At 32.0% G+C, this 22,472-nt stretch carries 24 protein-coding genes; 15 read left to right on the top strand and 9 right to left on the bottom strand.

Features of this window, described 5'->3' with window-relative positions:
- The first annotated feature begins 161 nt into the window (after window positions 1–161).
- Both BN1075_RS12390 and BN1075_RS12385 read left to right on the top strand, forming a co-directional pair.
- Window positions 162–473: a DUF1540 domain-containing protein gene (locus BN1075_RS12390; protein ID WP_040193463.1), complete on the top strand. Its 312-nt coding sequence runs from the start codon at window positions 162–164 to the stop codon at window positions 471–473.
- 254 nt (window positions 474–727) lie between these two features.
- A complete protein-coding gene (locus BN1075_RS12385) occupies window positions 728–1,579 on the top strand; it encodes a YitT family protein (RefSeq protein WP_040193462.1) in 852 nt (283 codons plus the stop codon).
- 60 nt (window positions 1,580–1,639) lie between these two features.
- Here the strand turns inward: BN1075_RS12385 and asnA are convergent, their stop codons facing one another.
- The gene (gene asnA / locus BN1075_RS12380; RefSeq protein ID WP_040193461.1) at window positions 1,640–2,653 is read right to left on the bottom strand and encodes an aspartate--ammonia ligase; all 1,014 of its coding nucleotides are present in this window, start codon (window positions 2,651–2,653) and stop codon (window positions 1,640–1,642) included.
- 329 nt (window positions 2,654–2,982) lie between these two features.
- A complete protein-coding gene (locus tag BN1075_RS12375) occupies window positions 2,983–3,153 on the bottom strand; it encodes a DUF362 domain-containing protein (protein ID WP_040193459.1) in 171 nt (56 codons plus the stop codon).
- 219 nt (window positions 3,154–3,372) lie between these two features.
- Between BN1075_RS12375 and ymfI the strand changes: the two genes are divergently transcribed.
- The 8 genes from ymfI (at window position 3,373) to BN1075_RS21605 (ending at window position 11,902) form a co-directional block, all read left to right on the top strand.
- The gene (ymfI, locus tag BN1075_RS12370; protein WP_040193458.1) at window positions 3,373–4,110 is read left to right on the top strand and encodes an elongation factor P 5-aminopentanone reductase; all 738 of its coding nucleotides are present in this window, start codon (window positions 3,373–3,375) and stop codon (window positions 4,108–4,110) included.
- Between the two features lie 235 nt (window positions 4,111–4,345).
- Window positions 4,346–4,684 carry a hypothetical protein gene (locus BN1075_RS12365; RefSeq protein WP_148315500.1) on the top strand — a complete coding sequence of 113 codons (339 nt, stop codon included), beginning with the start codon at window positions 4,346–4,348 and terminating at the stop codon, window positions 4,682–4,684.
- A gap of 88 nt (window positions 4,685–4,772) precedes the next feature.
- Window positions 4,773–5,459 (top strand): response regulator transcription factor, encoded by a 687-nt coding sequence (locus BN1075_RS12360; protein WP_040193456.1) that lies wholly within the window; start codon window positions 4,773–4,775, stop codon window positions 5,457–5,459.
- On the top strand, window positions 5,460–6,851 hold the full coding sequence (locus tag BN1075_RS12355) for a HAMP domain-containing sensor histidine kinase (RefSeq protein ID WP_040193455.1): 1,392 nt from the start codon (window positions 5,460–5,462) through the stop codon (window positions 6,849–6,851). It begins immediately after the preceding gene.
- 1 nt (window position 6,852) lies between these two features.
- Window positions 6,853–8,316, top strand: a complete 1,464-nt coding sequence (locus BN1075_RS12350) for a hypothetical protein (RefSeq protein WP_040193454.1) — start codon at window positions 6,853–6,855, stop codon at window positions 8,314–8,316.
- 143 nt (window positions 8,317–8,459) lie between these two features.
- The gene (locus BN1075_RS12345) at window positions 8,460–9,857 is read left to right on the top strand and encodes an MATE family efflux transporter (protein WP_404989234.1); all 1,398 of its coding nucleotides are present in this window, start codon (window positions 8,460–8,462) and stop codon (window positions 9,855–9,857) included.
- Window positions 9,858–9,907: 50 nt separating this feature from the next.
- Window positions 9,908–11,218: a WD40/YVTN/BNR-like repeat-containing protein gene (locus BN1075_RS12340; protein ID WP_040193451.1), complete on the top strand. Its 1,311-nt coding sequence runs from the start codon at window positions 9,908–9,910 to the stop codon at window positions 11,216–11,218.
- A gap of 129 nt (window positions 11,219–11,347) precedes the next feature.
- Window positions 11,348–11,902, top strand: a complete 555-nt coding sequence (locus BN1075_RS21605) for a DUF6241 domain-containing protein (RefSeq protein WP_040193450.1) — start codon at window positions 11,348–11,350, stop codon at window positions 11,900–11,902.
- A 129-nt stretch (window positions 11,903–12,031) separates the two neighbouring features.
- Here BN1075_RS21605 and BN1075_RS22165 read toward each other — a convergent pair whose 3' ends face one another.
- Complete coding sequence (locus BN1075_RS22165; protein WP_235777793.1) at window positions 12,032–12,547, bottom strand: GyrI-like domain-containing protein; 516 nt, start codon at window positions 12,545–12,547, stop codon at window positions 12,032–12,034.
- A gap of 59 nt (window positions 12,548–12,606) precedes the next feature.
- Entirely contained in the window at window positions 12,607–12,837 is a 231-nt protein-coding gene (locus BN1075_RS22160) for a MerR family transcriptional regulator (RefSeq protein WP_235777792.1), read from the bottom strand.
- A gap of 85 nt (window positions 12,838–12,922) precedes the next feature.
- On the opposite strand from BN1075_RS22160, the gene BN1075_RS12325 reads away from it, so the two are divergent.
- The gene (locus tag BN1075_RS12325; RefSeq protein WP_040193449.1) at window positions 12,923–13,822 is read left to right on the top strand and encodes an MATE family efflux transporter; all 900 of its coding nucleotides are present in this window, start codon (window positions 12,923–12,925) and stop codon (window positions 13,820–13,822) included.
- Window positions 13,823–14,046: 224 nt separating this feature from the next.
- On the opposite strand, the gene BN1075_RS12320 is transcribed toward BN1075_RS12325, so the two are convergent.
- A complete protein-coding gene (locus BN1075_RS12320) occupies window positions 14,047–17,058 on the bottom strand; it encodes a vitamin B12-dependent ribonucleotide reductase (protein WP_040193448.1) in 3,012 nt (1,003 codons plus the stop codon).
- A 443-nt stretch (window positions 17,059–17,501) separates the two neighbouring features.
- On the opposite strand from BN1075_RS12320, the gene BN1075_RS12315 reads away from it, so the two are divergent.
- The 4 genes from BN1075_RS12315 to BN1075_RS12300 all read left to right on the top strand — a co-directional run bounded on the left by BN1075_RS12315 (window position 17,502) and on the right by BN1075_RS12300 (window position 20,433).
- The gene (locus BN1075_RS12315) at window positions 17,502–18,014 is read left to right on the top strand and encodes a gamma carbonic anhydrase family protein (protein ID WP_040193447.1); all 513 of its coding nucleotides are present in this window, start codon (window positions 17,502–17,504) and stop codon (window positions 18,012–18,014) included.
- Window positions 18,014–18,511 (top strand): GAF domain-containing protein, encoded by a 498-nt coding sequence (locus BN1075_RS12310; RefSeq protein WP_040193446.1) that lies wholly within the window; start codon window positions 18,014–18,016, stop codon window positions 18,509–18,511. Before BN1075_RS12315 ends, BN1075_RS12310 begins: the two co-directional genes overlap by 1 nt.
- Window positions 18,512–18,588: 77 nt before the next feature.
- Entirely contained in the window at window positions 18,589–19,425 is an 837-nt protein-coding gene (locus tag BN1075_RS12305; RefSeq protein ID WP_040193445.1) for a CvfB family protein, read from the top strand.
- A gap of 153 nt (window positions 19,426–19,578) precedes the next feature.
- Window positions 19,579–20,433, top strand: a complete 855-nt coding sequence (locus BN1075_RS12300) for a DegV family protein (RefSeq protein WP_040193444.1) — start codon at window positions 19,579–19,581, stop codon at window positions 20,431–20,433.
- A gap of 64 nt (window positions 20,434–20,497) precedes the next feature.
- Here BN1075_RS12300 and BN1075_RS12295 read toward each other — a convergent pair whose 3' ends face one another.
- The 4 genes from BN1075_RS12295 to BN1075_RS21600 are packed head-to-tail and all read right to left on the bottom strand — an operon-like array spanning window position 20,498 to window position 22,282.
- Window positions 20,498–20,923, bottom strand: a complete 426-nt coding sequence (locus tag BN1075_RS12295; RefSeq protein WP_040193443.1) for a hypothetical protein — start codon at window positions 20,921–20,923, stop codon at window positions 20,498–20,500.
- 28 nt (window positions 20,924–20,951) lie between these two features.
- The gene (locus BN1075_RS12290; RefSeq protein ID WP_052406521.1) at window positions 20,952–21,962 is read right to left on the bottom strand and encodes a hypothetical protein; all 1,011 of its coding nucleotides are present in this window, start codon (window positions 21,960–21,962) and stop codon (window positions 20,952–20,954) included.
- Window positions 21,955–22,128, bottom strand: coding sequence for an RNA polymerase sigma factor (locus BN1075_RS22520; protein ID WP_197072306.1), 174 nt, complete (start codon window positions 22,126–22,128; stop codon window positions 21,955–21,957). The genes BN1075_RS12290 and BN1075_RS22520 overlap by 8 nt, the downstream gene beginning before the upstream one ends.
- Complete coding sequence (locus BN1075_RS21600; RefSeq protein WP_040193441.1) at window positions 22,103–22,282, bottom strand: hypothetical protein; 180 nt, start codon at window positions 22,280–22,282, stop codon at window positions 22,103–22,105. Before BN1075_RS21600 ends, BN1075_RS22520 begins: the two co-directional genes overlap by 26 nt.
- Between the last annotated feature and the right edge of the window lie 190 nt (window positions 22,283–22,472).

Here is a 22,472-nt window from a genome sequence, read left to right as displayed (position 1 = left end):
TTACTAACTTTCACCTCCTTTGATAATTAGTTAGTATTATTTTTGCTTTGTAAATTTTAAATATACAAATGGAATCACTTAGTATAAGGAATAAAAATTTAAATGATACAAACAATATGTGGGTAAACTAATTTGAAGAGAAGTTCGAAGGAGGAAAATATATGCCAAATTTAAAATGTGATGCATGTTCATGTACACATAATAAAGATTATAACTGTTGCCTTAATGGAATCGCTGTAGGTGGAAAATCTGCTACTAAAGATAGTTCTACTTGTTGCATTAGTTTTGTAGAGAGTGATGGAGCAATGACAAATTATTCTAAAGAGCCTGTATATAGTATGGATATAGGTTGTGAAGCTACTAACTGCGTACATAATCATAGTTGTACATGTCAAGCAGATGAAGTTTTTATTTGTGGAGATCATGCATGTAATTGTCAAGAAACTCAATGTTCATCTTTCTGTTGTAAATAATTAATTATTATTTGTAGGATTGTATTACCGAAAATTTAAATTAAATAATTAAATTATACAATTAAATTATACAATTAAAGTCATCTAGGAGAAATCTAGATGACTTTTTTATAATTTTATAAATAAGGGGAAAGCTATATTTTAAAAATTATAGTGAATTTTATTATAAAATATTTGTTTATATGTTAAGATATGTATGTAATCTCCATGAATTTAAGAGTGCTGTTTAGAATTATATGTAAGGAGGATTTGATTTGAAAAAGGTAGTTAAGGAATATTTTATTATAACTTTAGGGGTATGGTTTATTGCCTGTGGAATTAACTTCTTCTTAGTTCCCCATAATCTTGCAGCTGGAGGTCTATCAGGCTTAGCAATGGTAATAAACAATTATGTACCGGCACTAAATGTAGGGATAATTATGATTATAGGGGATATATTCTTTTTCATAATAGGTTTTATTTTTATTGGAAAATCCTTTGGGATTAAGACTATTTATTCAAGTTTGATGCTTTCAACAACAATTTCAATATTACAATGGCTTGTACCATTATCTCAGCCTATTTCTCAGGATATACTTATAAGTTTAATTTTTGGTATACTTCTTTCAGCATTTGGAATGGCTATTGTTTTTAATCATGGTGCAGCTACCGGAGGAACTGATATACCTGCTAAAATATTAAATAAATATTTTCATATTGAAATTGGGAAAGGTCTTCTTATTATTGACTTTATTGTTACAATGATGGCATTAGTTGCCTTTGGTCCAACAACAGGGCTTTACGCAATTTTAGGTGTAATAATGAATGGATATGTTATTGATTTTATAATTGATGGATTTAATATTATAAAAAGAGTTGAAATTATAAGCAGAAAATCTAATGAAGTTCAAAAGTTCATATTGAATGAGCTTGAAAGAAGTGCAACTATTTATAGAGCTGTTGGAGCCTACGACCAAAATGAAAAGGATGTTATTGTAACAGTTATGGGTAAAAAGGAATTTCTCAAATTAAGATCCTTTTTAAAAACAAACGATCCAGAGGCATTTATAATTACTCATAATGTTCATGAGGTTTTAGGCGAAGGTTTTAATAGTATAATTGAATAAGCACAACAAAAGCAGAGAAGTCAGGTATACTGGATTTCTCTGCTTTTATAATGCTTTATTTTATAATAATTTTATATTAAATTCTTTACAGGTTTCTAAATTTTTTTCATCCCAATAGGAGGCTTGAACCTCACCGATATGTGCTTTGTTTAAGAAGTACATGCATATTCTTGATTGACCTATACCTCCACCAATAGTATATGGAAGCTCGTCGTTAAGAACAGCTTTGTGGAAAGGGTAGCTTCTTCTGTCATCAGCATTAGCTGTAGTAAGCTGTTTATCTAAAGCTTTAGCATCAACACGTATTCCCATGGAAGAAAGCTCTATTGATCTATCTAAAAGTGGATACCAGAAAATAATATCTCCGTTTAAGTTCCAGTCATCATAATCAGGGCTTCGTCCATCATGCTTTTCTCCAGATTTCAAAGTATTTCCAATTTGCATTAAGAAGATAGCTCCATATTCTTTACAGGCTGCATCTTCTCTCTCTTTAGGAGTTAAGTTTGGATACTTATCTTCTAACTCTTGTGCAGTAATAAAGGTTATGTTCTTTGGTAATTTATGTCCTGTTTGAATTAAGGAGGAATTGACGAAAAGTTCAGTTTCCTTAAACACTTCATAAATAGAGTTAACGATACTCATAAGAGTCTCTAGAGTTCTATCTTTTTTATCTATAATTTTTTCCCAGTCCCATTGGTCTACATAGATTGAATGAAGATTATCCATTTCTTCATCTCTTCTTATGGCGTTCATATCAGTATATAGACCTGTGCCGGTTGAGAAACCGTAGCGATGTAAGCTAAATCTTTTCCATTTTGCTAAGGAGTGGACTATTTCCACATCTTCGCCGGTTGCTAAAACGTCAAAGGATACAGGGCGTTCAGTTCCATTTAAATTATCATTTAAACCTGTTGATTTTTCAACAAATAGAGGAGCTGATACTCTTACTAGATTTAGTTTTTCTGATAAGTTTTTTTCAAAAAAGTCCTTAATTTCTTTAATGTGAATCTCTGTTTGAATTAATGTACTTTGGCTCTGGTAATTTTGGGGGATAAGTATGCCATTGATATTCATGTAAAAACCTCCTTAAATGAGCATCTAGGTGTGACATTCCAAATCTTTAATTTTGTTAGTGGAGGTTCCACTTGTGCATATTTGATTTGGCTAATGAAAATTTACTCCTTTCAATAAATATGGGAAGGAGTTTCCTTGAGTGATACTCAAAATATGTAATATTATCGTTAGAGTTTATTTAATAGATATTAATTTATAAAATTTTAATATTATATGAATTGTATCATATTGTGCAACTGTATAGGAAGTAAGTGAATCAATGTAAACAATATCTAATTTAAAGTAAAAAAATAGGTGTACAGTTTGTACACCTATTTAAATGATCAAAATTACTCTTGATCTGGAGCTCCTACTGGGCAAACGCTAGCGCAAGCACCACACTCGATGCAAGCATCTGCATCTATAACGTATATTCCATCTCCTGCTGATATGCAGCTAACTGGACATTCAGCCTCGCAAGCACCACAAGAGATACAAGTATCTGCTATTTTATAAGCCATGAAAAAGACCCCCTTTACTATAAAATCATGTTTATCATAACACATTATGGTATAATAATAAAGAGGTATATTACAGGAAATAATGAACAAGTTGTAAGAAAACTTTTAATCTCTATATTATTTCAGTAGTAATATAGTAAGTGGAAATTTAATGGAAAATATAAAAATAAGCTGAATGGTGCTTATTAGAGTAATATAAATTGATAGGAATGAATTAAAATGAAATTAAAAGGAAAAGTAGCAGTAATAACTGGTGGAACCAGAGGTATTGGAAAGGGAATAGCTTTAGAATTTGTAAAAGAAGGTGCAGTTGTAGTTTTAAGCTATTTAAAGGATGATGAAAGTGCTAATGAAACACTAAAGGAAATTCAGGAAATTGGTGGAGACTGCATTTTATTAAAGGGGGATATAAGTAATTACAATTATACAAAAGGATTAATTGCAGATACTATAAATAGATTAGGGAAAATAGATATTTTAGTCAATAATGCAGCAATATCAAGGGTTGGGTTATTTATGGATGAAACAGAGGAATCCTACAATAAGATTATGGACATTAATTTCAAATCTGTATTTAATACCTGTAATTGTGTAATAGGTCATATGCTTTCTAGAAGAGAAGGTTCTATTATAAATATTTCTTCAGTTTGGGGAAATGTTGGTGCATCTTGTGAAGTTCTTTACTCTGCATCTAAGGGAGCGATAAATTCATTCACTAAAGCCTTAGGAAAAGAAGCAGCTCCAAACGGAGTAAGAGTAAATGGGATAGCGCCAGGAGTCATTGATACAAAAATGAATAAATGGATGAATGAGGAAGAAAGAGAAGCTTTAAATGAAGAAATTCCAATGGGCAGGTTTGGATACTGCTCTGAAATTGGAAGGGCAGCAGTTTTTTTAGCTTGTGAAGAAAGTAGTTATATCACAGGGGAAATATTAAATGTCAATGGTGGGTTTTAAGTGAGATTCTAAATCTTTGATTAACAGAGCTTTCACAGAGTACATCTTTGTTTGGTTAGCCAAATTTAAGGAGAAGTAGTTTGCTTAAATTCGAAAATATAGATAAGAAGTTTCATTTAAAAAGTAAAATTTGTATGAAATATGACGATTCTAAGGTGCAGAAAAATGACTTGAACTCAAAAGTTTGGTATAATTATGGCGCAAGGAACATATTGAAATGAAAGGAATTAATAATATGAAAAATGTAGATATGCAGACGCTTATTAAGATTGCATTAGGATGTGTGATTCTATTCCTATTCTCACCACTTATATTTAGCATATTTGGTATTATTGCGAAGGTTGTATTATGGTTTATAATTGCCATTGTTTTGATAATAACTTTAAGTATTATGTACTTTAAACATAAGGTGAAAAAGAGTGAAAATGGCTTCTATTCATTTACCTATGGCGAAAAGGATGAAACTGTAGATACAACGGACAATGTATTTGAAGAATCAGAAGAAGAATTTAATACAGCCAATGTAGTTGATGTTGAATTTGAAGAAGCAGATAATGAGGATGAAGATAAATAAAATTTTATAATATAACATAAACTAAATTGCACCTTTAATAAATTCTTATTATAGGTGCATTTATTTGAAAATAAAATGGGGGAAGATTATGCATAAGATATTATTAATTGAAGATGAAGCACATATAAGAAAATTCGTTAATATAAGTTTAAAGCGTGAAGGCTTCCAAGTTATTGAGGCTGACACTGGAGAAAAGGGAATTGAGGAAGCTGGAAAAGAGGATCCCGATATAGTTATTCTAGATATAATGCTTCCAGGAATTGATGGCTATGAAGTATGTAGATTTTTAAAGAAAAATTATCCAGAGATGGGGATTATCATGCTTACTGCAAGGGCACAGGACAGAGACAAGATTGAAGGCTTAGAGAATGGCGCAGACCATTATATTGTTAAGCCCTTTAATCCATTAGAGCTTATTGCGGTTGTAAAATCCCTTTTGAGAAGGATGTATATAGGCGATAACATAAGAAGAAAAGAGCTTGTATCTGGAGAATTCAAGCTTGATTTGAACAGCAAAACTTTATTTAAAAATAACAATGAGATTGAATTAACACCTAAAGAATACTTACTAATGAAGCTTTTTATGGAAAATCCAAGTAAAGCATTTACTAGAGACGAGCTTCTTGATATGGTGTGGGGCTATAATTATATTGGAGAAAATAAGATTATTGATGTTAATATCAGAAGAATGAGAAGTAAGATAGAAACTAATCCTTCTAAGCCTAAGTATATCGAAACAGTTTGGGGAACAGGGTATAAATGGAGGGAGAACTAAGTGAGTTCTATTAGAAAAAAAATATCCAGCAGTTATATTATTATTATCACTATAACAGTAATAATAATTCAAATTATTTTGTACGGGATGATTAGAAGTTACTATTATAAGAACTTAAGGGAATCTATTGAAGGACAGATAAAAATATCTTCAGATTTTTATAATACTTATTTATCGGGAGATAGTTTAAAGGAAAATATTTTTAATAATAGAGATATGTTTTGGAGTAATACAACTTGCCGTGTTCAAGTAATTGATCTTGAAGGAAGGGTAATTATGGATTCTTCAGGATATATTGATAATAAGCCAGTAACCACACCTGAAGTGACTGATGCTTTAAAAAAAATTCCATCTACATCAAGTAAGATATATACGAATACTGATTTTAAAGATGGAACTATAAATGCAGCCACTTCTCTTTATTATGATACTTCAGTAGGGGGAGTACTTAGATTTTCTGCATCTACTGCACCAGTTGAGATGGTGATAAGAAAGTTTACATATATGATTTTGGGTTTTGGAGCCTTAGTTATAGCAATCGCTTCAACGGTGAGTTTGTTTATTGCTAACAGTTTAATGAAGCCATTGAATTTAGTATGCAGGGGTGCAGAGAAAATGGCAAGAGGAAATTTTAAGGAAGCAATACCGAAGTATTCAAGGGATGAGGTAGGAAAGCTTGCTGAAACACTAAATTTCATGTCAGATGAGATACAAAAAAATGAGAGATTAAAAAACGAGTTTATATCATCTATTTCCCATGAATTAAGGACTCCGTTAACTTCAATTAAAGGTTGGGCAATTATTCTGGAATCTTCAGATTTAAAGGATAAAGATGAGGTTATGGAAGGATTGAAAATTATCGAAGAAGAAGTTGGAAGACTTACATACCTTGTTGAGGAGCTACTTGATTTTTCAAAGCTTAGTTCAGGAAAAATAACACTTTCAAAAGAGATGACCAATGTAGAAGAATTCTGCCTGGGAATTTTAAAACAGCTAGAACCAAGATTTGAAAGTAAGGTTATTGATGTGAATTTTAATTCTAATACTTCTAATAAAATAGAGCTTGATAGAAATAGGATGAAACAGGTTTTAATTAATGTTTTAGATAACTCAATTAAATTTTCACCAAAGAAGTCTAGAATTAAGTTTGATTTAAGTGAAGATAAGGAATGGATTAAGCTTATTATAGAGGATGAAGGATATGGAATTTCAAGGCAGGATTTGCCACATGTAAAAGAAAAGTTTTATAAGGGGAGAAATGTAAATTCCAGTAATGGAATAGGGCTTTCCATTTGTGATGAAATAATTGGACTTCATGGAGGACGTTTTGAAATTGAAAGTGAGCTAGGAGAAGGAACAAAAGTTACAATAAGCCTTCCAAGGAGGAACTAAAGTGAAAAGACTGATAGTTTTAATTTTAATAGTAATAAATGCCTTTATTTTTACAGCTTGTGGAAGCTTTAATTTAAAAGTAGCTAATCCAACAACTAAAACTCTTATTGAAGGACAATGGAAGATTGAAAGAGTTAAAGTGCCTAATCTTCCAGAGGGAGCAAAAGATAGTATAGAGGGAACTATTGTAAGTTTTAGTAATGAGGAAGTGCTTCTGATAGGAAAAGTTTATGAAAATATAAGCTATAAAGTAAAAGTTGTAAATAAAGATGCTTATTTATATGATGTAATGGGATATATACCGGATAATATTAATCCGGCTGATGAAGATATAAAGGTTTTAACAATAAGCTCGAATAATACTTTTATTAAAGACATTATGTTTATAGAAGATGGGGTATATTTAATAGAGGACAGTATATTATATCAACTAGTCAGGGTAGATAAAGAACCTCTTCAATCAGTACATAACTCTATAAATCATATTAATGATGATAGTTATTATAAAATAGATAGTGGAGTTTTAATAGGTTTGAGGAGTCAAGAAGATGAAGAGGGCAATGAATATAGAACCTTATGGGTAAGTAATGTAAATGGTGAATTAAAGGTTGAGGAGATTCCATATTTGCTACTACCAAGAAAAAATGGTTTTTTTAAGGTAACCAACAAAAGGGAATATAATGAAGAGAATTACTTTAAGGATATAATTGTTTTTGAGGATATGAATGGGAAAAAAATTGAATTTCACAATGATTTATTAACGGCTACGAATGAGAATGTTAATATTGATAGGGGAATAACTTTTATTGGTAATGATTTTATGAGTACTAGAACCTATAAATACAATGACGAAAGCCAGGAAGAAATTTTAAGCACCTATGTATTAGATTTGAACACTTTGGGATTTAATAAGCCTATTCCACTGGGTACGTTAACTGATACTACAGATATGAGCAATGTAATTTTATCTTCAGATAAGAACAGCATTCTTAAGAATAATGATATAAATTCCTTTACTAATTTTGCTATAAGAAGAAAACAGGGAAGATGGAGCTTTTATACTTTAAGTCAGGAAAAAGCTTATAAAAGTAGAACTAATAAAAAAGAGTATGATGGTAATGAAGAAAAGGGGAAAAACTTTGAAGCTAAGCATGAAAAGATTGATATTACCTTAAGGGTATCTGAAAAAATTGCTAGACATGATGAGATATTTATTCCATGGCAAGGAATTCAAAAGCAGGTGCCTTCAGCAGTTGATGCAATATCTTCACCAAATAGAAATTTAGCTGTGATAAGGACAAAATCGAAGCTATATATTTACAAAATAGTAAATAATAATCTGGATAAGGCTTCAGAGATTGTTGTGCCATTAGAAGGTAAGGAAAACATTGTAATGGCGGAATGGGCTGAAGGCGATTATGTTGGATACTGGAGTGATCAGGTTAATTTATTGAAAAGTAAATAAACACAAAAGGAGGTAACGCTAATGAGGTTATCTCCTTTTATATTTCAGCTTAATTTAGGAGTAATAGATAAACTACTGAATTATCAAAAGTAAAAATTTGACTTCGTAACTTGTGAGATGTTACCATTTTATTGGGGTTTAAAATACTTTACGAAAGTTGGAGTTATAAAATGAAGGATATGACTTATGGAAATGAGAGAAAAGCACTGATATTTTTTAGTTTACCTTTGATATTAGGAAACTTAATTCAGCAGCTGTATAATATTGCCGACACATTAATTGTTGGAAGGTTTTTAGGTTCTAATGCTCTAGGAGCCGTTGGATCAGCATATGCACTCATGGTGCTTCTTACATCGATTATTTTAGGTTTATGTATGGGAAGTGGAATAGTATTTTCACAGCTGTTTGGTGCTAAAAGAATAAAAGACTTGAAAACAAGCATATGGAATTCTTTTGTTTTTACTGCAGTAGTAACAATTGTTATTAATGTTGTAGCTTTTTTATTGTTAGACAAATTGCTGATATGGTTAAATATACCTAATGAGGCACTGGAGTATACTAAAACATATCTAAATATAATTTTCATGGGAATAGGTTTTACTTTTATATTTAACTTTATTTCATCAATATTACGTAGTATTGGAAATTCAGTTATGCCATTAATATTTTTAGCGATTTCATCTGTATTAAATATAGTGCTTGATATAGTTTTTATATTACCTATGAATATGGGAGTTGGTGGAGCAGCGATTGCAACGGTTATTTCCCAGGGAGTATCTGCAGTAACAATAATGATTTATTTTATAAAGAAGGCTCCACAGGTAAGACCAGAAAAAGAAAATATGTATTATGATAAAAAGTTGTTAAAGCAGGTAATGAGTAATTCAATTTTAAATAGTATTCAGCAATCTATTATGAATTTTGGAATTCTAATGATTCAAGGTCTAGTAAATAGCTTTGGGGTTCATGCTATGGCTGCCTTTGCTGCAGTTGTTAAAATTGATTCCTTTGCCTATATGCCAGCGCAAGACTTTGGAAATGCCTTTGCAACTTATATAGCTCAAAACTATGGTGCAGGAAAGGCAAGTCGAATTAAAACAGGGATAAAAGAAGCAGTGAAAATATCAGGTGTTTTCTGTTTAATATCTTCCTTTGTTGTGTGTATTTTTTCAAAAGAGTTAATGCTGATGTTTATTCAGCCAAGCGAAATAGAAATTATCTCAATTGGAGTACAGTACTTAAGGATTGAAGGAATGTGCTACCTTGGAATAGGATTTTTATTTTTACTTTATGCATTTTACAGAGGTCTTGGAAAAGCACAAATGTCCATTGTGCTTACTGTAGTGTCCCTAGGAAGCCGAGTTATAATAGCTTATGCCTTAGCACCAATTTCATCAATAGGTCTTTTAGGGATATGGTGGGCCATTCCAATAGGCTGGATGTTAGCTGATATTATTGGATTTGGATATTTAATATTAAAAAGAGAAAGACTTTTTAGTGAGGGAAGTAAATTTGAAGAAGCAACTATAGATATAATATAATTGCTTATAACAACTAATGAAGTATTAACTTAAAGGAAAGGGAAGGAACAGTGAAAAGAATTAATAAAAAGAATAAGATACTTTTAAGTATAATTTTAGCTGTATTAATTACGGGGATAGGGTATGCAAGCTTTATATTATTTCAGCGTAGTAAAATTATAATTTTAAAGGAAAGGGATTTTACAATACAAGTAGACGCAGACTCTCATAAAAGTTCAATTGTACAACAATGGGTGAGAGGATATACTGATCAGTTTAAACAAAAATACCTACCTGGAGATAAAAAGTTAGTTGGTATTAAGCCAGGGGTTATAGAGGTTTTAGATGAGGATGAAGCTATTGTACAGATAGATTTTGTTGTTGAACCTAAAAAGAAGGATACTGATTATTTTTCAGATTGGGGAGTTAAAGAGGGAAATCTAATAAAATGTCAGTGGGTTTTAGATCTTGAAGTTTATGAAAGTGGAATGTGTTATCTTCAGGATAGAATGTCTCCTGCTGCTTATCAATTAATGATATATGACATAAGTGGGAAGAGAGAAGAAGAAGAGAGTTACAATGAATATATTCAAGAAAAGCCCTTTGAAAAGACTCAATATACCTATAAAATTGAGGGGGAAAAACTTTTTGTAAGTTATACTGAGGGGGATAATTGGATTGAGGTACCAATAGATTTTGAAGAACTAATGGCTGGTAGGACGTACAGAAATCAATTGCCAGATGGAAGTTATGAAATAGAACCAGATAAAACTTCATTTTTATTTGGTGGAACTAATGAAGTTCCATTAACTGTTTTGTTTTCTGATGATGAGGGAACGACTTGGGAAAAGGCACCGTTATTAGACGTGATATATCCTAGATACAGTTACATTCATTTTGAAAATAAAAATGTAGGATACAGTGTTATAACCTTTGATAAGACAATGGGTCAAGAGGCTTCAGCAATACTCCATACTACTGATGGTGGCAAAACTTGGGAGAATATTGGAGCTGGACCTAGAGGAAACATTTTAAAAGAAGCTAAATTCTTTGAAAATGGTTTAGGATTTTTTAGCTATCCATATATTGAGGGAAATGATACTAATTTATATAGAACCGAAGATGGTGGAAAGACTTTTGAACCAGTTATAGTAGAACCGCAACAGTTAAATAGAGATATAGGACTAGAATGGAAAGATATATTTAAAGAAGCTAATGTGCCTGAAATAAATGGTGAAGTTATGACGCTACTTGTTTCACAAGGTGCTGATGGTGATTATAAAGGTGGAAATTTGATGGCTAGATATGAGTCAAAGGATTTAGGAAAGACTTGGATATATATAGACAAGGTAAAGCCAGCACCAGATCCAAATGAAGGATAAGTATATGGATAAAACAACTTTGAATAAAGGTTGTTTTATTTTGGGGTTATATGGTAAAATTATGTATAAATAGTATAAATAGTATAAATAGTATATAGAATGGGATTCAAATTTATATGGAGGTATATTATGGGAGAGGGAACATTAAAAAAGATTTTAATATGGCTTATAGTTATTGTTATAGTACTTGGTGCAGGGCTATTTGGATATAACTATTATATGAATTACAAAACAGGAAAATTTGAAGCGAAAAAAAATCAAAAGGAAATTGAGGGGATAGTTGATGACATAAATAAAGATAAAGATAAAGATAAAGATAAAGATAAAGATAAAGATAAAGATAAAGATAAAGATAAAGAAGAATTAGTGGACAAGCATGAAGAAGAGCTAAAATCACCAGAATATTATCCAGAGGAGAAAGTATACGATATAATGCATAGAATGGCAAACACAAAAATTATTGCTGAGAATGATAAGATATGGGGTGAGTTACCTATTGATAGTGATTCACTTGGTGATATAAGAGATTTAGTTAGTGAAATAGATTACCCAGATAGAAATTATCTTTTAGAAGTGATAAATAGATGGGAAGATGGCGATTTCTCACAAGCAGATGAGGAGCATAATTATTTTTGGACTAAGCTTGGGGGAACTATAGGAAAAGCTATTGGAGTTAAAGAGTAAAATTAAAGATACCAAACCTTCGAAATACATGAAACCTTATTTTAGTGATGAGTTAAAGAAGTGCTCTAGGGAGTAAGTTCATGTGCACCAAAGCATAGATTTGGTGATTTCATTAAGGTTTGGTATTTTTTATTGCTGAATTCGAATGGATATTTTAATTAAAAAGTTATCGTAGTCATGAACTGATAACTCATCAAGAATAACATCTTCAAAGAAATGACCAGTAAGGTTAAGAGTATTTTCATTGGCATAGTCCAAAATTTTTGTATAGGCCTCATTAATTGTTGAATATCCCTTAGTGTGATAGATTGTTAAATATGGGCCTACTTCTTTTATAAATATATCTGTTCCACTTTTAGGGGAAAGAATCTTTGTAAAATAATAATTATAAGAATAGTAATTTCCATTAAGGATGTTTTCTATGGAAATCATTTCACCAGTATAGCTAGGGAAGGAAATACCATTTTCAGAGCAGTATTTTGCATGATTAGCAATTGAAACTGCCATGCTTCTATTGTCTGTTTCAAGAAGACTTTTAGTGAGAAGCAATAACTCCTCTGATTCTTCAACAATAGAAATTTTGTCAGTAGCGATGTTAAATATGCTTTCTGTTAATTGAGCTTTTAAGGAAATTAATGCTTTCATTTGTTTAAGTCTTTCTATTTTCCTGTCAATCTCTAGTTCTTCTTTTTTCAATAATTTTATCAAGCCTTCAGGACTTTTATTTCTTTTAGAGGCATTTCAAGCTCTTTTAAAGTATAAATCACATAAAAGGCTTCAATTTGGAAAACCGAATAATATCTATAATCGTTATCTTTTTTTATTTCAGGAGAGAAAACTCCAATATCATCGTAGTGAAATAAGGTATGCTTCGTAACTCCAACCAGCTTTGCAAATTCGCCTGTGGTAAAGTAATTTTGTAAATTAATATTCATATTTACGGGCTCCTATTGACTATAGGGTTACACTATACATTATTCTAATCCATGGAGAAAAAATCAGCAAGAGGAGAAAGTTAAAATGAAGAACGTAGAAAATTCAATCAGCAGGGAATTTAACTTTTTTTCACTTATAAAGTTTGCAACACCTACAGTGATTATGATGAGAGTAACTGCATTATATACCATAATCGATTCTATTTTTGTATCTAGATATGTTGGAACTAATGGCTTATCTGCAATTAATATAATATACCCTGTGATTAATGTGTTAATGGCAATTGCCATAATGTTTTCAACAGGGGGAAGTGCCGTAATTGCAAGAAAGCTAGGTAGTGGAGATGAAAAGGAAGCAAGAAGAAATTTATCTTTAATTTATATAACAGGATTTTTATTAAGTGTGGTTTCAGCGGTAGCATGTATGTTTTTTATAAAACCATTAATATATGGTCTTGGTGCTACTGAAGTTTTATTTGATTTATGTAAGCAATATTTGACTATTATGCTTTTATTTGCACCGGCTTTAGTAATTCAGATTTTTGGACAAAGTTTTATTGTGGTAGCGGGAAATCCTAATTTTGGGTTAACTTTAAGTATTATATCTGGTGTGGTTAATATGATATTAGATTATATATTTATTGCTATATGGATATCTCCATATATGATGGAGATTTTTACACCGGTTGGAAGTAATGTTTATGATATAGCAATTTCGGGATTCCCATTATTCAGCTTAAGCTTTTTATTTGTGGGAATTAATATTTTTGCATCATCCTTGTTCACAGCTCTTTCAAATGGAAAAGTATCAGCAATAATATCATTTTTAAGAACTTTTGTATTTATTATTGCAGGCCTTACTATTTTACCGCCACTTTTCCATGTGCCGGGAATATGGCTGTCAGTGCCGGCAGCAGAGCTTCTAGCTATGGTAATGTCTATTGGCTTTATATTGGCATATGGCAGAAGATATAAATATATTTAGTTATTTAAATAAATATAAGGTCAAGTGTTTTATATCCACAGTAATGACAACGCATATAAATCCTCCTAAAATATAAATGTTCTCATTTTTATTTTACCATAAAATGCAATGGGGGTATGGGTATATATGGAAAGGTAAGATTATTTCATAAAACTATAACTAAGTAATGATTTTAAATTTAACATTCCAAATAAAAGAGCACGCCATGTGGCGTGCTCTTTCTATTAGCTGCATCCAGTAGTTGTTCCACAGTCTCTGCAAACCTTGCAAGTACCGTTTCTAACTAGGTTTGTGCTTGAGCAGGTTGAACAAGTTTCTGAATAGATACGTTCTCCCTCAAGCTTTGAAAAATCTTTATGCTGAGTTGAACTTGATGCCTTTGGAGCTGCTGGGCTGTAATCTGTATAGGTCACAGCTTCTTCAGAATCAGGTTTGATCTGACAGCGAGAATAATCACCAAGCTCTATATCAATAATTTTACTTACGAGATCAGAAATTGAGCTCACATGCTTGATGTATGGGTGCTTTTGAACAAAGCCATATGGTTCATATTTTTGACCTCTAAGCATCTTAGCGATATCAGCAGCAGGAACATGATACTGAAGCATAACTGAAATTGATTTTGAAAGAGAGTTTAAAAGTCCAGTAATGATTGTTCCTTCTCGGTCTGTTGTAATATATATTTCAGAGATTTCACCATTTGGTCTTCTGTTTACTGTAGTGTAAATTTTAACGTCATCTATTTGAGCTGGATGAGTAGTGCCAACTCTAATGCCAATTGGTTTTTCTCTAAAAGACTTATAAGATGGTCTGTTGCTTTTAGCTTGAAGCTCTTTAGCCTTTGCAAGCAGTTCTGCATAAGTCAGCTGTTCAAGCTCTGCATCACCTTTTTCCTCTAAAACAGTATTAAGTGGCTGACTTGCTTTACAGCCATCTCTGTATAGGGAAATACCTTTTACTCCAAGCTTCCAAGAATCTAATACTACGTTTTGGAAATCTTTTACGGTGGCATCCTTTGGAAGATTAACTGTTTTAGAAACAGAACCAGATATAAGTGGTGTTATTGCTGCCATCATTAGAACGTGGCCCATTGGTAGGATATATCTTTCACCACTGCCGCATTTATTTGCAGTATCAAATATTTTAAGATGTTCATCTTTTAGGTGTGGAGCACCTTCAATTTTTCCATCTATAATTTTTTCATATTCATATCCGTTATCATCAACCTTCTCTTTTCGAAGAATATAATCAACGATATCTTTAACCTGCTCATCAGTATATTCAAGATTTTTTAAAGCATCTTCTATTATTGGGTTTACGATGGTCATAAACCCTCCACCTGAAAGCTTTTTATAGATAAAGTGTGAGAAGTAAGGCTCAATAGATGTGGCACCACAGTCCATAGCAAAGGAAATAGTTCCTGTAGGTGCAACAACGGAAACTTGAGCATTTCTATATCCAAATTTTTCACCAAGAGTTAAAGCATCTTTCCATACTTTTTTTAGTGTATCTGATATTGGAGCTGCATTCATAGATTTTAAAAGTCTGTGGTTTACCTTAATTGGTTCATAATGAAGATCTTCAAAATCATCATTTAAAGCACCAGCAACTCTGCCGTGATTTCTGATAACTCTTAGCATTGCATTTTTATTTATATCATACTTTTCAAAAGGACCAACCTTCTCAGCCATACGGGCTGAAGTAGCATAGGAGACTCCAGTAAGGATACCTATAAGAGCAGCAGTAAGGTTTCTCGCTTCGTCTGAATCGTAGGCATAACCCATTACCATTAGAAGGGAAGCTAGGTTAGCGATTCCAAGCCCTGTAGTTCTGAATAAGTAAGTCTTTCTTGCAATATCTTCTGTAGGGAATTGACCCCAGTGAACAGAAGATTCAAGCATTAACTGAAGTAGTGAAATAAGGTGTATATATCCATCTAAATCGAAACACTTATTATCTTTATCATAGAATTTGTATATGTTAATTGATGCAAGGTTACAAGATGTATCATCTAGGAAAGCATATTCTCCACATGGGTTTGTTGAGTTTAATCGGTTATGCTTTGCACCAAATTCACCATCTTCTCCACCAGGGCAGGTATGCCATGCATTGAAGGTATCGTCAAATTGAGGGGCTGGATCAGCACATTGCCATGCAGCTTTGTTGAAGTCATCCCAAAGTTCAGCCACACTTACATCTCTGTTGATGCCTTGATCTACTCTGCCTTTTAAAGTAATAGTTGCATCTGGATCTTTAGGAAGGTTTTCAACCTTCTCCATGAATTCATCGCTGAATCTTATAGAGTTGTTTCCATTCTGTCCAGAAACAGTTTCATAAGCTTCTCCTTCAAAGGAAGCATCATAACCCATTTTACCTAAAGCTCTAACTTTATCTTCTTCAGTAGCCTTCCAATTAATAAACTCAGTAATTTCAGGATGATCAATATCCAGGCATACCATTTTAGCGGCACGTCTTGTAGTTCCACCAGATTTTATTGTACCAGCATTCCTATCAAAGCCCTTTAAGAAGCTCATAACCCCAGAGGAACGTCCACCTGCTGATAGATGTTCGTCTTTAGCTCTTAAAGTAGAGTAGTTTGTTCCAGAACCAGAACCCCCTTTAAATAGTTTTGTCTCTGTTACGTATTGTTCAGAGATTGAGTGTGGTCCAAGAAGCTTATCTTCAATTGAAACTATAAAGCAGGCAGAAGCCTGAGTTCTAGTGTAGTTATCAACACTTTCAACGACTTTCTTTAAGTTTTCATCGTAGTAGAAGTGGCCTTGATGTTCTCCTCCGATATCGTAAGAAAGCTTCAAACCAGTATTAAACCATTGAGGTGAGTTTGGAGCATACATTTGATTTAAGAAGCAGTATACTAATTCATCATAAAGGATTTGCCATTCTTCTTCTGTTTCAATTAAGCCTTCATCCTTTAATGATTCACACCAAAAGTTAACTAATCTGTGAGCTACCATTCTCAAGCTGTTTTCATATCCGACTTCATTTGGAATCAAAGCTCTTTTAAAATATTTTGATGCAATTATATCGCATGCATTTTGTGAATAGTGAATAGGGAACTCCAGGTCATGCATATCCACAAGGATCGTTCCTTTTTTATAATCCTTTAATACTACATCAACTTTTTTCCACTGAAATAAATCGTAGACAGTTAGATTTTTATTGTTCTCTAACTCCTTAGTGTAATATCTTTTAAGCATTTTGTTGATATTGTTCATTATAAAAGCTAATCATAAAGTGTATGATTAGCAATTCACCCCCTAACGGCTATGACACTATATATTGTGTTTTTAATTATGTATTAATACTATATATGGTATTTTAATATAAATAAAATTCATAATCAAGTATTGAAATTTCAAAAGAAATGTGGTAGAAAATATGTAAGAAGTTACCATATATTCAAAAATTGAATTGTTTATTTGATTTTTAATGAAACACTATATATATTTTAGCCAGAATATAATATAAATATCATATAAAATCGTAATAAGAAAAATTTTGTAGAAAATAAATCAGATGAGATATTTTACTTCCCATTGGAGAATATAAGTTGTATTTATGATATTATTAAATTATATGAAGTTTGAGAAAAGCTAAAAATTCTGAGTACATTATTGGAAAAGATGAAATAAAAACAGGCGTAAAGGAGGAAATTCAAGTGATAAAAAGAATAATGGGGAAAGTGCCAGTGATTCATGAAAGCTGCTTTATTGCTGAAAATGCAGCAATACTTGGAAATGTTGTTATTGGAGAGAATAGTAACATCTGGTATAGTGCTGTGATTAGAAGTGAAGATGAGTTAACTACAATTGGCAAGAATACTAATATTCAAGAGAACTCAACTGTACATATTGATCAAGATTTTCCAACTACAATAGGTGATAACGTTACAGTAGGACATAACTGTATAATTCACGGTTGCAAAGTTGGAAATAATGTGCTGGTTGGAATGGGCTCAACAATTTTAAATGGAGCGGAGATTGGTGAAAACACAATAATTGGTGCAGGAAGTCTTGTTACTCAGAATAAAAAGATTCCAAGTGGAGTTCTTTGTATAGGGTCACCTGCAAGGGTAGTAAGAGAACTCACAGAAGAAGAAATAGAATCTATAAAAATTTCTGCAGAACATTATGTACATATGGGGGAATTACATAAGGAGAGTCAAGAGTAATGATAAATATTGAAGCAGCTAAAAATCTGCCTATTGAAAATAGATATAAGTATATGCTACTTCTTCTAGAAGGTCAGTTAAGTTCAGAAAAAAATATTTATGCCAATCTTTCTAATGCATCTGCGATAATTTATGCTATAATGGATAAGTTAAATTGGAGTGGTTTCTACTTTATGAGAGAGGGAGAACTGGTTTTAGGTCCCTTCCAGGGAAAGCCAGCCTGCAACAGAATAACAGTAGGTAAAGGGGTATGTGGTGCTGCCGTAGCTGAAAGAGCTGTTCAAAGAATTGCTAATGTTCATGAGTTTCCAGGGCATATTGCTTGTGATGGAGCCAGTAATTCTGAGATTGTTATCCCAATCATAAAGGATGGAGAAGTCTATGGTGTACTTGATATAGACAGCTTCGAGTTTAACACATTTACAGAACTGGAAGAAGAATACCTTATTAAGTTTGTTGAAAAGCTTAATAAGTATATAGATTGGACTCAGTTATAGGTTTTAAGAACTAGGGGTTTTGGATAGGATATAGATAAACTTATGGGAAATTCTTAGCTTAGATAGGAGAATAGAGAATGATAGAATTAGGAAAAATTAATACCCTTAGGGTAGCGAGAAGCTGTGACTTTGGATACTATCTGGATGCACAGGGAAAAACAACTTCAGAAGATATTTTAATACCAAACAGTAACATCATTGGAGAAATAGAAGTTGATGATGAAATAGAAGTATTTATTTACAAGGATTCGATGGATAGACCAGTGGCAACAATGAAGCCAGTACTTGCACAGGTTGGAGAGCCAGCGTATCTTGAAGTTGTAGATAAATCAAGAATAGGAAGCTTTGTAAATATAGGATTAGAGAGAGATGTTCTAGTTCCATTTAAAGAAGCTGTTTACGATTTAGAAGTCGGAAAGAAATATTTATTTGCTTTATATGTAGATAAAACTAACAGAATAGCAGCAACAACAAGAGTAGATAAATACCTTCACGATACAACTCATTACAATGTTGGAGAAGAGATTGAGGGAACTGTTTACGGAAGACACCATAACGGTAACCTTATAATCGCCCTTGAAAATACCTTCAGAGGAATAATTTTAAAAAATGAATACTTTGGAGATGTTAAAATGGGAGATGTTCTTAAAGTAAGAGTTAAGAAGTACTTTGATGATGGTAAGATTGAAGTTACAGCTAGAAAACCTCGTCTTGATGAAATGGGCGAGATGGAAGAGGTAATAATGAACTACCTTAAAAAGCATGGTGGTTCTATGACCTTCAATGATAAAACAAACCCAGATGATATTAAGAAGTACTTTAAGTGTAGTAAAAATGGATTCAAGAGAGCTTTAGGAGCTCTAATGAAAAAAGGACTTATAGAGCAAGACGTTACAGGAACAAAATTGAAATAAGATGAATATTTAAATCAAAAACAGTTAAACATCAAAAAAGGTGTTTAATTGTTTTTTTTATTGGAAAAACATATAAAGTTTAACGAAATAGTTGACAAGGGTGAATAAACGAGTTAATCTGGTATTGAAAACTAGATGTAGAGGTGAAAGAAAATGAAAAATAATAAAATAGCAGTTCTTATTGATTCTTGTACAGATGTTCCTAAGGAATATATTGAAAAGCATGGAATGTATATAGTTCCTTTATCTATAAATTACAGTTTTGGTCAGTTCCAGGATGGAGTAAACATTACAGCACAAGAGGTTTATGACAATTTTTCTAAAGAGATACCTACCACATCACTACCAACTGGTGAAACTATAATGAAGCAGTTTGATAAAATTCAGCAGGATGGCTTCAAGGAAGTAATAATCGTTACTATTTCTAGCGGACTAAGTGGAACCAATAATATGATAACACAGATAGCAAAAGAGTTTCCAAACTTAGATTGCAGGATTATAGACACAAAAAACATTGGAATTGGGGCAGGGTTAACTGGTATCCTTGCAGGACAACTTGTTTCTCAAGATTTGAATATAAATGAAATTGAAAAAAGATTAAATAAATCAGTAGAGGATACAAAGATTTTCTTTTGTGTATCAACCTTAGAGTACTTACAAAAGGGTGGAAGAATCGGACTTGTAACTGCAGTAATGGGAACTGCTTTAGGCATAAGACCAATAATTTCATGTAATGAAGATGGGGTATATTATACAGTTAAGAAAGCCAGGGGAAGAAAGAAGGTTATAAGTGAGGCTTTAAACCTTGCACTAACTCATGGGAAAGGTCATAAATTCAATCTTGCCATTGCCCATGGAGATGCCTTAGAAGAAGCCAAGGAAATATATGATGAGTTAAAAGGGAAGCTTCCGGATTGTAAGGAGATTTTGTTTGGTCAAATAAGTCCAGCATTAGTAGTACATACGGGTCCAGGGCTTATAGGAATTGGAATACAATTAGCAGATTAAAAATAAACCGCCATACTGTTTGATAAAAACAGTGTGACGGTATTTTTATTATAGTGTAATATTATTAGTCAAATAAGGGTGGGGAGTTAGATATATTATAGAGTGCTCCAGGGCTACTATATTCTATTATAATCCATTGTTTTTCTTCTTTAGCCTCAATAATCAAATAAGAATTTATTTTATCATTTATAGTAACGGTTATAACATGGTTAGTTTCAGAGACTTTAAGATTAGAGCTGATGGTAGCTTCATTTTTTCTTCTTGAATCACTATTAAGGCATAACTTCTCGTCAAAGTAAATCTTCATATTAACATGCATTGGTTTATGATTATCATCATTAAACATTATAATTAAATTGCTGTCATCAAAGTCTGCTTCTTGAATAACTTCTTCATTAGAAATAAAATAAGGAACTGTTCCTTTATTGTTACATCCGTATAAGAGCGTAAGAATAAAAAAAATCATTGGTATTAGGAAAAGTTTTTTCATATAAGCCTCCTTATAATAAATCAACCAATTATTTATATCGGCTTATTAGAGTTTGAAGGTCAGTGATAAAATCAGCATCACGTCTCAGTTTCATTTTGTCAGCATAGAAGCTTTCTTCAGGATTCTCAGTTGGCATAATAACATCAATAGTTTTATCGTTTATCAAACTTTTCCACTCACTATGAAAGATATATTCGCTATCTAAAGTAACTTCAATTTGAGGTGCAAATTGATAAACAATTGAATATTGTCCATCACGAGTAATATCACCGTCAGCATAGTTTTCTAAGTCGAATGCCCCTTCATAAAGAATTTTCTCACCAGCATAAAACAAAGGAAGAATATATTGATGGTTAATTTTCAAGTCAAATAGGGCAGAGTCTGTTAGATAGCAGCCATTAAAGCATTGCTGTTCTATTTTTAAGGTGTCTCCAGCCTTAATTTTCCCATCCTCAAGATAGATTTCATCTACCTTTATTTCATATACTATGGTTCTTAGCCAATTATGAAGCTGTCCATTAGGTTCAAGTTTATTACTAAAGGTATAGTATTTATAATCTTTATAATAAGCGTTAAGGATTGTAACCTTTCCCATCCAGGTCATGTCACTTAAAAGGTCTTCAGAGAAAGGAATAATATCAAGGGTTGAAGAGTAAACTTCTCCATTTTGGGCATACTTTTCTGCAGGGGTTAATCCTTCAGCAAAATTTAGGTTTTCATAATTAATAGGTTCTTTATTAAGCCGTTCATCTTCAGAAGCAGGAGCCTTTTCTATATCTAAAAAGTCGGCATTCTTTAAATTTAAATCTGGTGAAAAAATTTTTTCATGATTATAAATAGAAATACCTACAATTAAAGCAAGGACAGCAGCAACGTTGGAAAATGTTTTGATATAAAATTTACTTTTAGTTTTTTGTGTTGGTGGCTCTATTTTGTTAGAGGGAAGCTGGGATTCTATTTTATTCCATAGATCAGGTTTATTAGTTTTAGCTTCATGCAATAATTTTTCTTTTAATTTATCTTTATCAAAATTACTCATATTGGAACCTCCTTAATTTTTTTAAGGCAGAGTTATATTGCCAAGCTATTGAGCCGAGAGGTCTATTTAGAATTTTACTAATATCTTTGAAGGTTAAGTCATTTACTAGGTGAAGAATGACTATTTCCCTTTCAGATATATTAAGCTTGGAAAGTAAGGTATTCATCAGCAGTAATATCTTCAGCATTTTCCTTATTTTTCACAATAGACAGCACTAGTGAATAAATTGAAGTGATATATTCTTTATAAATGGATTCTAGACCATCTTTATTATTGCTTATAATTAATTTGATGCTAGCTTCAAATTCCGTATTAGTCATTATCTTCACCTCTCTTCTTATATACGTTTTAAAATACTATTTTTATGGCTAATATAAAAATTATGTAGGTGTAATAAAGATTCCTTCTTGTATTTATTAGGAGGAATACTCAATAGAGTAAGTTCCATTGATAAAATCAACGAGTTGGAGTGGAACTTTTATATGTTCACTTAATTGTAACAATAATTTC

The sequence above is a fragment of the Clostridium culturomicium genome, assembly GCF_000821305.1.
GTDB classification, from domain to species: domain Bacteria; phylum Bacillota; class Clostridia; order Clostridiales; family Clostridiaceae; genus Clostridium_J; species Clostridium_J culturomicium.
The sequence above is the reverse complement of the archived record's forward strand: the minus strand, read 5'-3'. Positions and strand labels throughout refer to the sequence as shown.

Bases quoted from the DNA above. Each gene is read 5' to 3' on its own strand.
- asnA (WP_040193461.1), bottom strand. From the start codon at position 2,653: ATGAATATCAATGGCATACTTATCCCCCAAAATTACCAGAGCCAAAGT.
- BN1075_RS12295 (WP_040193443.1), bottom strand. From the start codon at position 20,923: ATGAAAAAACTTTTCCTAATACCAATGATTTTTTTTATTCTTACGCTC.
- BN1075_RS22160 (WP_235777792.1), bottom strand. From the start codon at position 12,837: ATGAATATTAATTTACAAAATTACTTTACCACAGGCGAATTTGCAAAG.
- BN1075_RS12375 (WP_040193459.1), bottom strand. From the start codon at position 3,153: ATGGCTTATAAAATAGCAGATACTTGTATCTCTTGTGGTGCTTGCGAG.
- BN1075_RS22165 (WP_235777793.1), bottom strand. From the start codon at position 12,547: ATGAAAGCATTAATTTCCTTAAAAGCTCAATTAACAGAAAGCATATTT.
- BN1075_RS12390 (WP_040193463.1), top strand. From the start codon at position 162: ATGCCAAATTTAAAATGTGATGCATGTTCATGTACACATAATAAAGAT.
- BN1075_RS12300 (WP_040193444.1), top strand. From the start codon at position 19,579: ATGAAAAATAATAAAATAGCAGTTCTTATTGATTCTTGTACAGATGTT.
- BN1075_RS21605 (WP_040193450.1), top strand. From the start codon at position 11,348: ATGGGAGAGGGAACATTAAAAAAGATTTTAATATGGCTTATAGTTATT.
- BN1075_RS12320 (WP_040193448.1), bottom strand. From the start codon at position 17,058: ATGAACAATATCAACAAAATGCTTAAAAGATATTACACTAAGGAGTTA.
- BN1075_RS21600 (WP_040193441.1), bottom strand. From the start codon at position 22,282: ATGACTAATACGGAATTTGAAGCTAGCATCAAATTAATTATAAGCAAT.
- BN1075_RS12305 (WP_040193445.1), top strand. From the start codon at position 18,589: ATGATAGAATTAGGAAAAATTAATACCCTTAGGGTAGCGAGAAGCTGT.
- BN1075_RS22520 (WP_197072306.1), bottom strand. From the start codon at position 22,128: ATGAATACCTTACTTTCCAAGCTTAATATATCTGAAAGGGAAATAGTC.
- BN1075_RS12360 (WP_040193456.1), top strand. From the start codon at position 4,773: ATGCATAAGATATTATTAATTGAAGATGAAGCACATATAAGAAAATTC.
- BN1075_RS12325 (WP_040193449.1), top strand. From the start codon at position 12,923: ATGAAGAACGTAGAAAATTCAATCAGCAGGGAATTTAACTTTTTTTCA.
- BN1075_RS12290 (WP_052406521.1), bottom strand. From the start codon at position 21,962: ATGAGTAATTTTGATAAAGATAAATTAAAAGAAAAATTATTGCATGAA.
- BN1075_RS12365 (WP_148315500.1), top strand. From the start codon at position 4,346: ATGAAAAATGTAGATATGCAGACGCTTATTAAGATTGCATTAGGATGT.
- BN1075_RS12310 (WP_040193446.1), top strand. From the start codon at position 18,014: ATGATAAATATTGAAGCAGCTAAAAATCTGCCTATTGAAAATAGATAT.
- ymfI (WP_040193458.1), top strand. From the start codon at position 3,373: ATGAAATTAAAAGGAAAAGTAGCAGTAATAACTGGTGGAACCAGAGGT.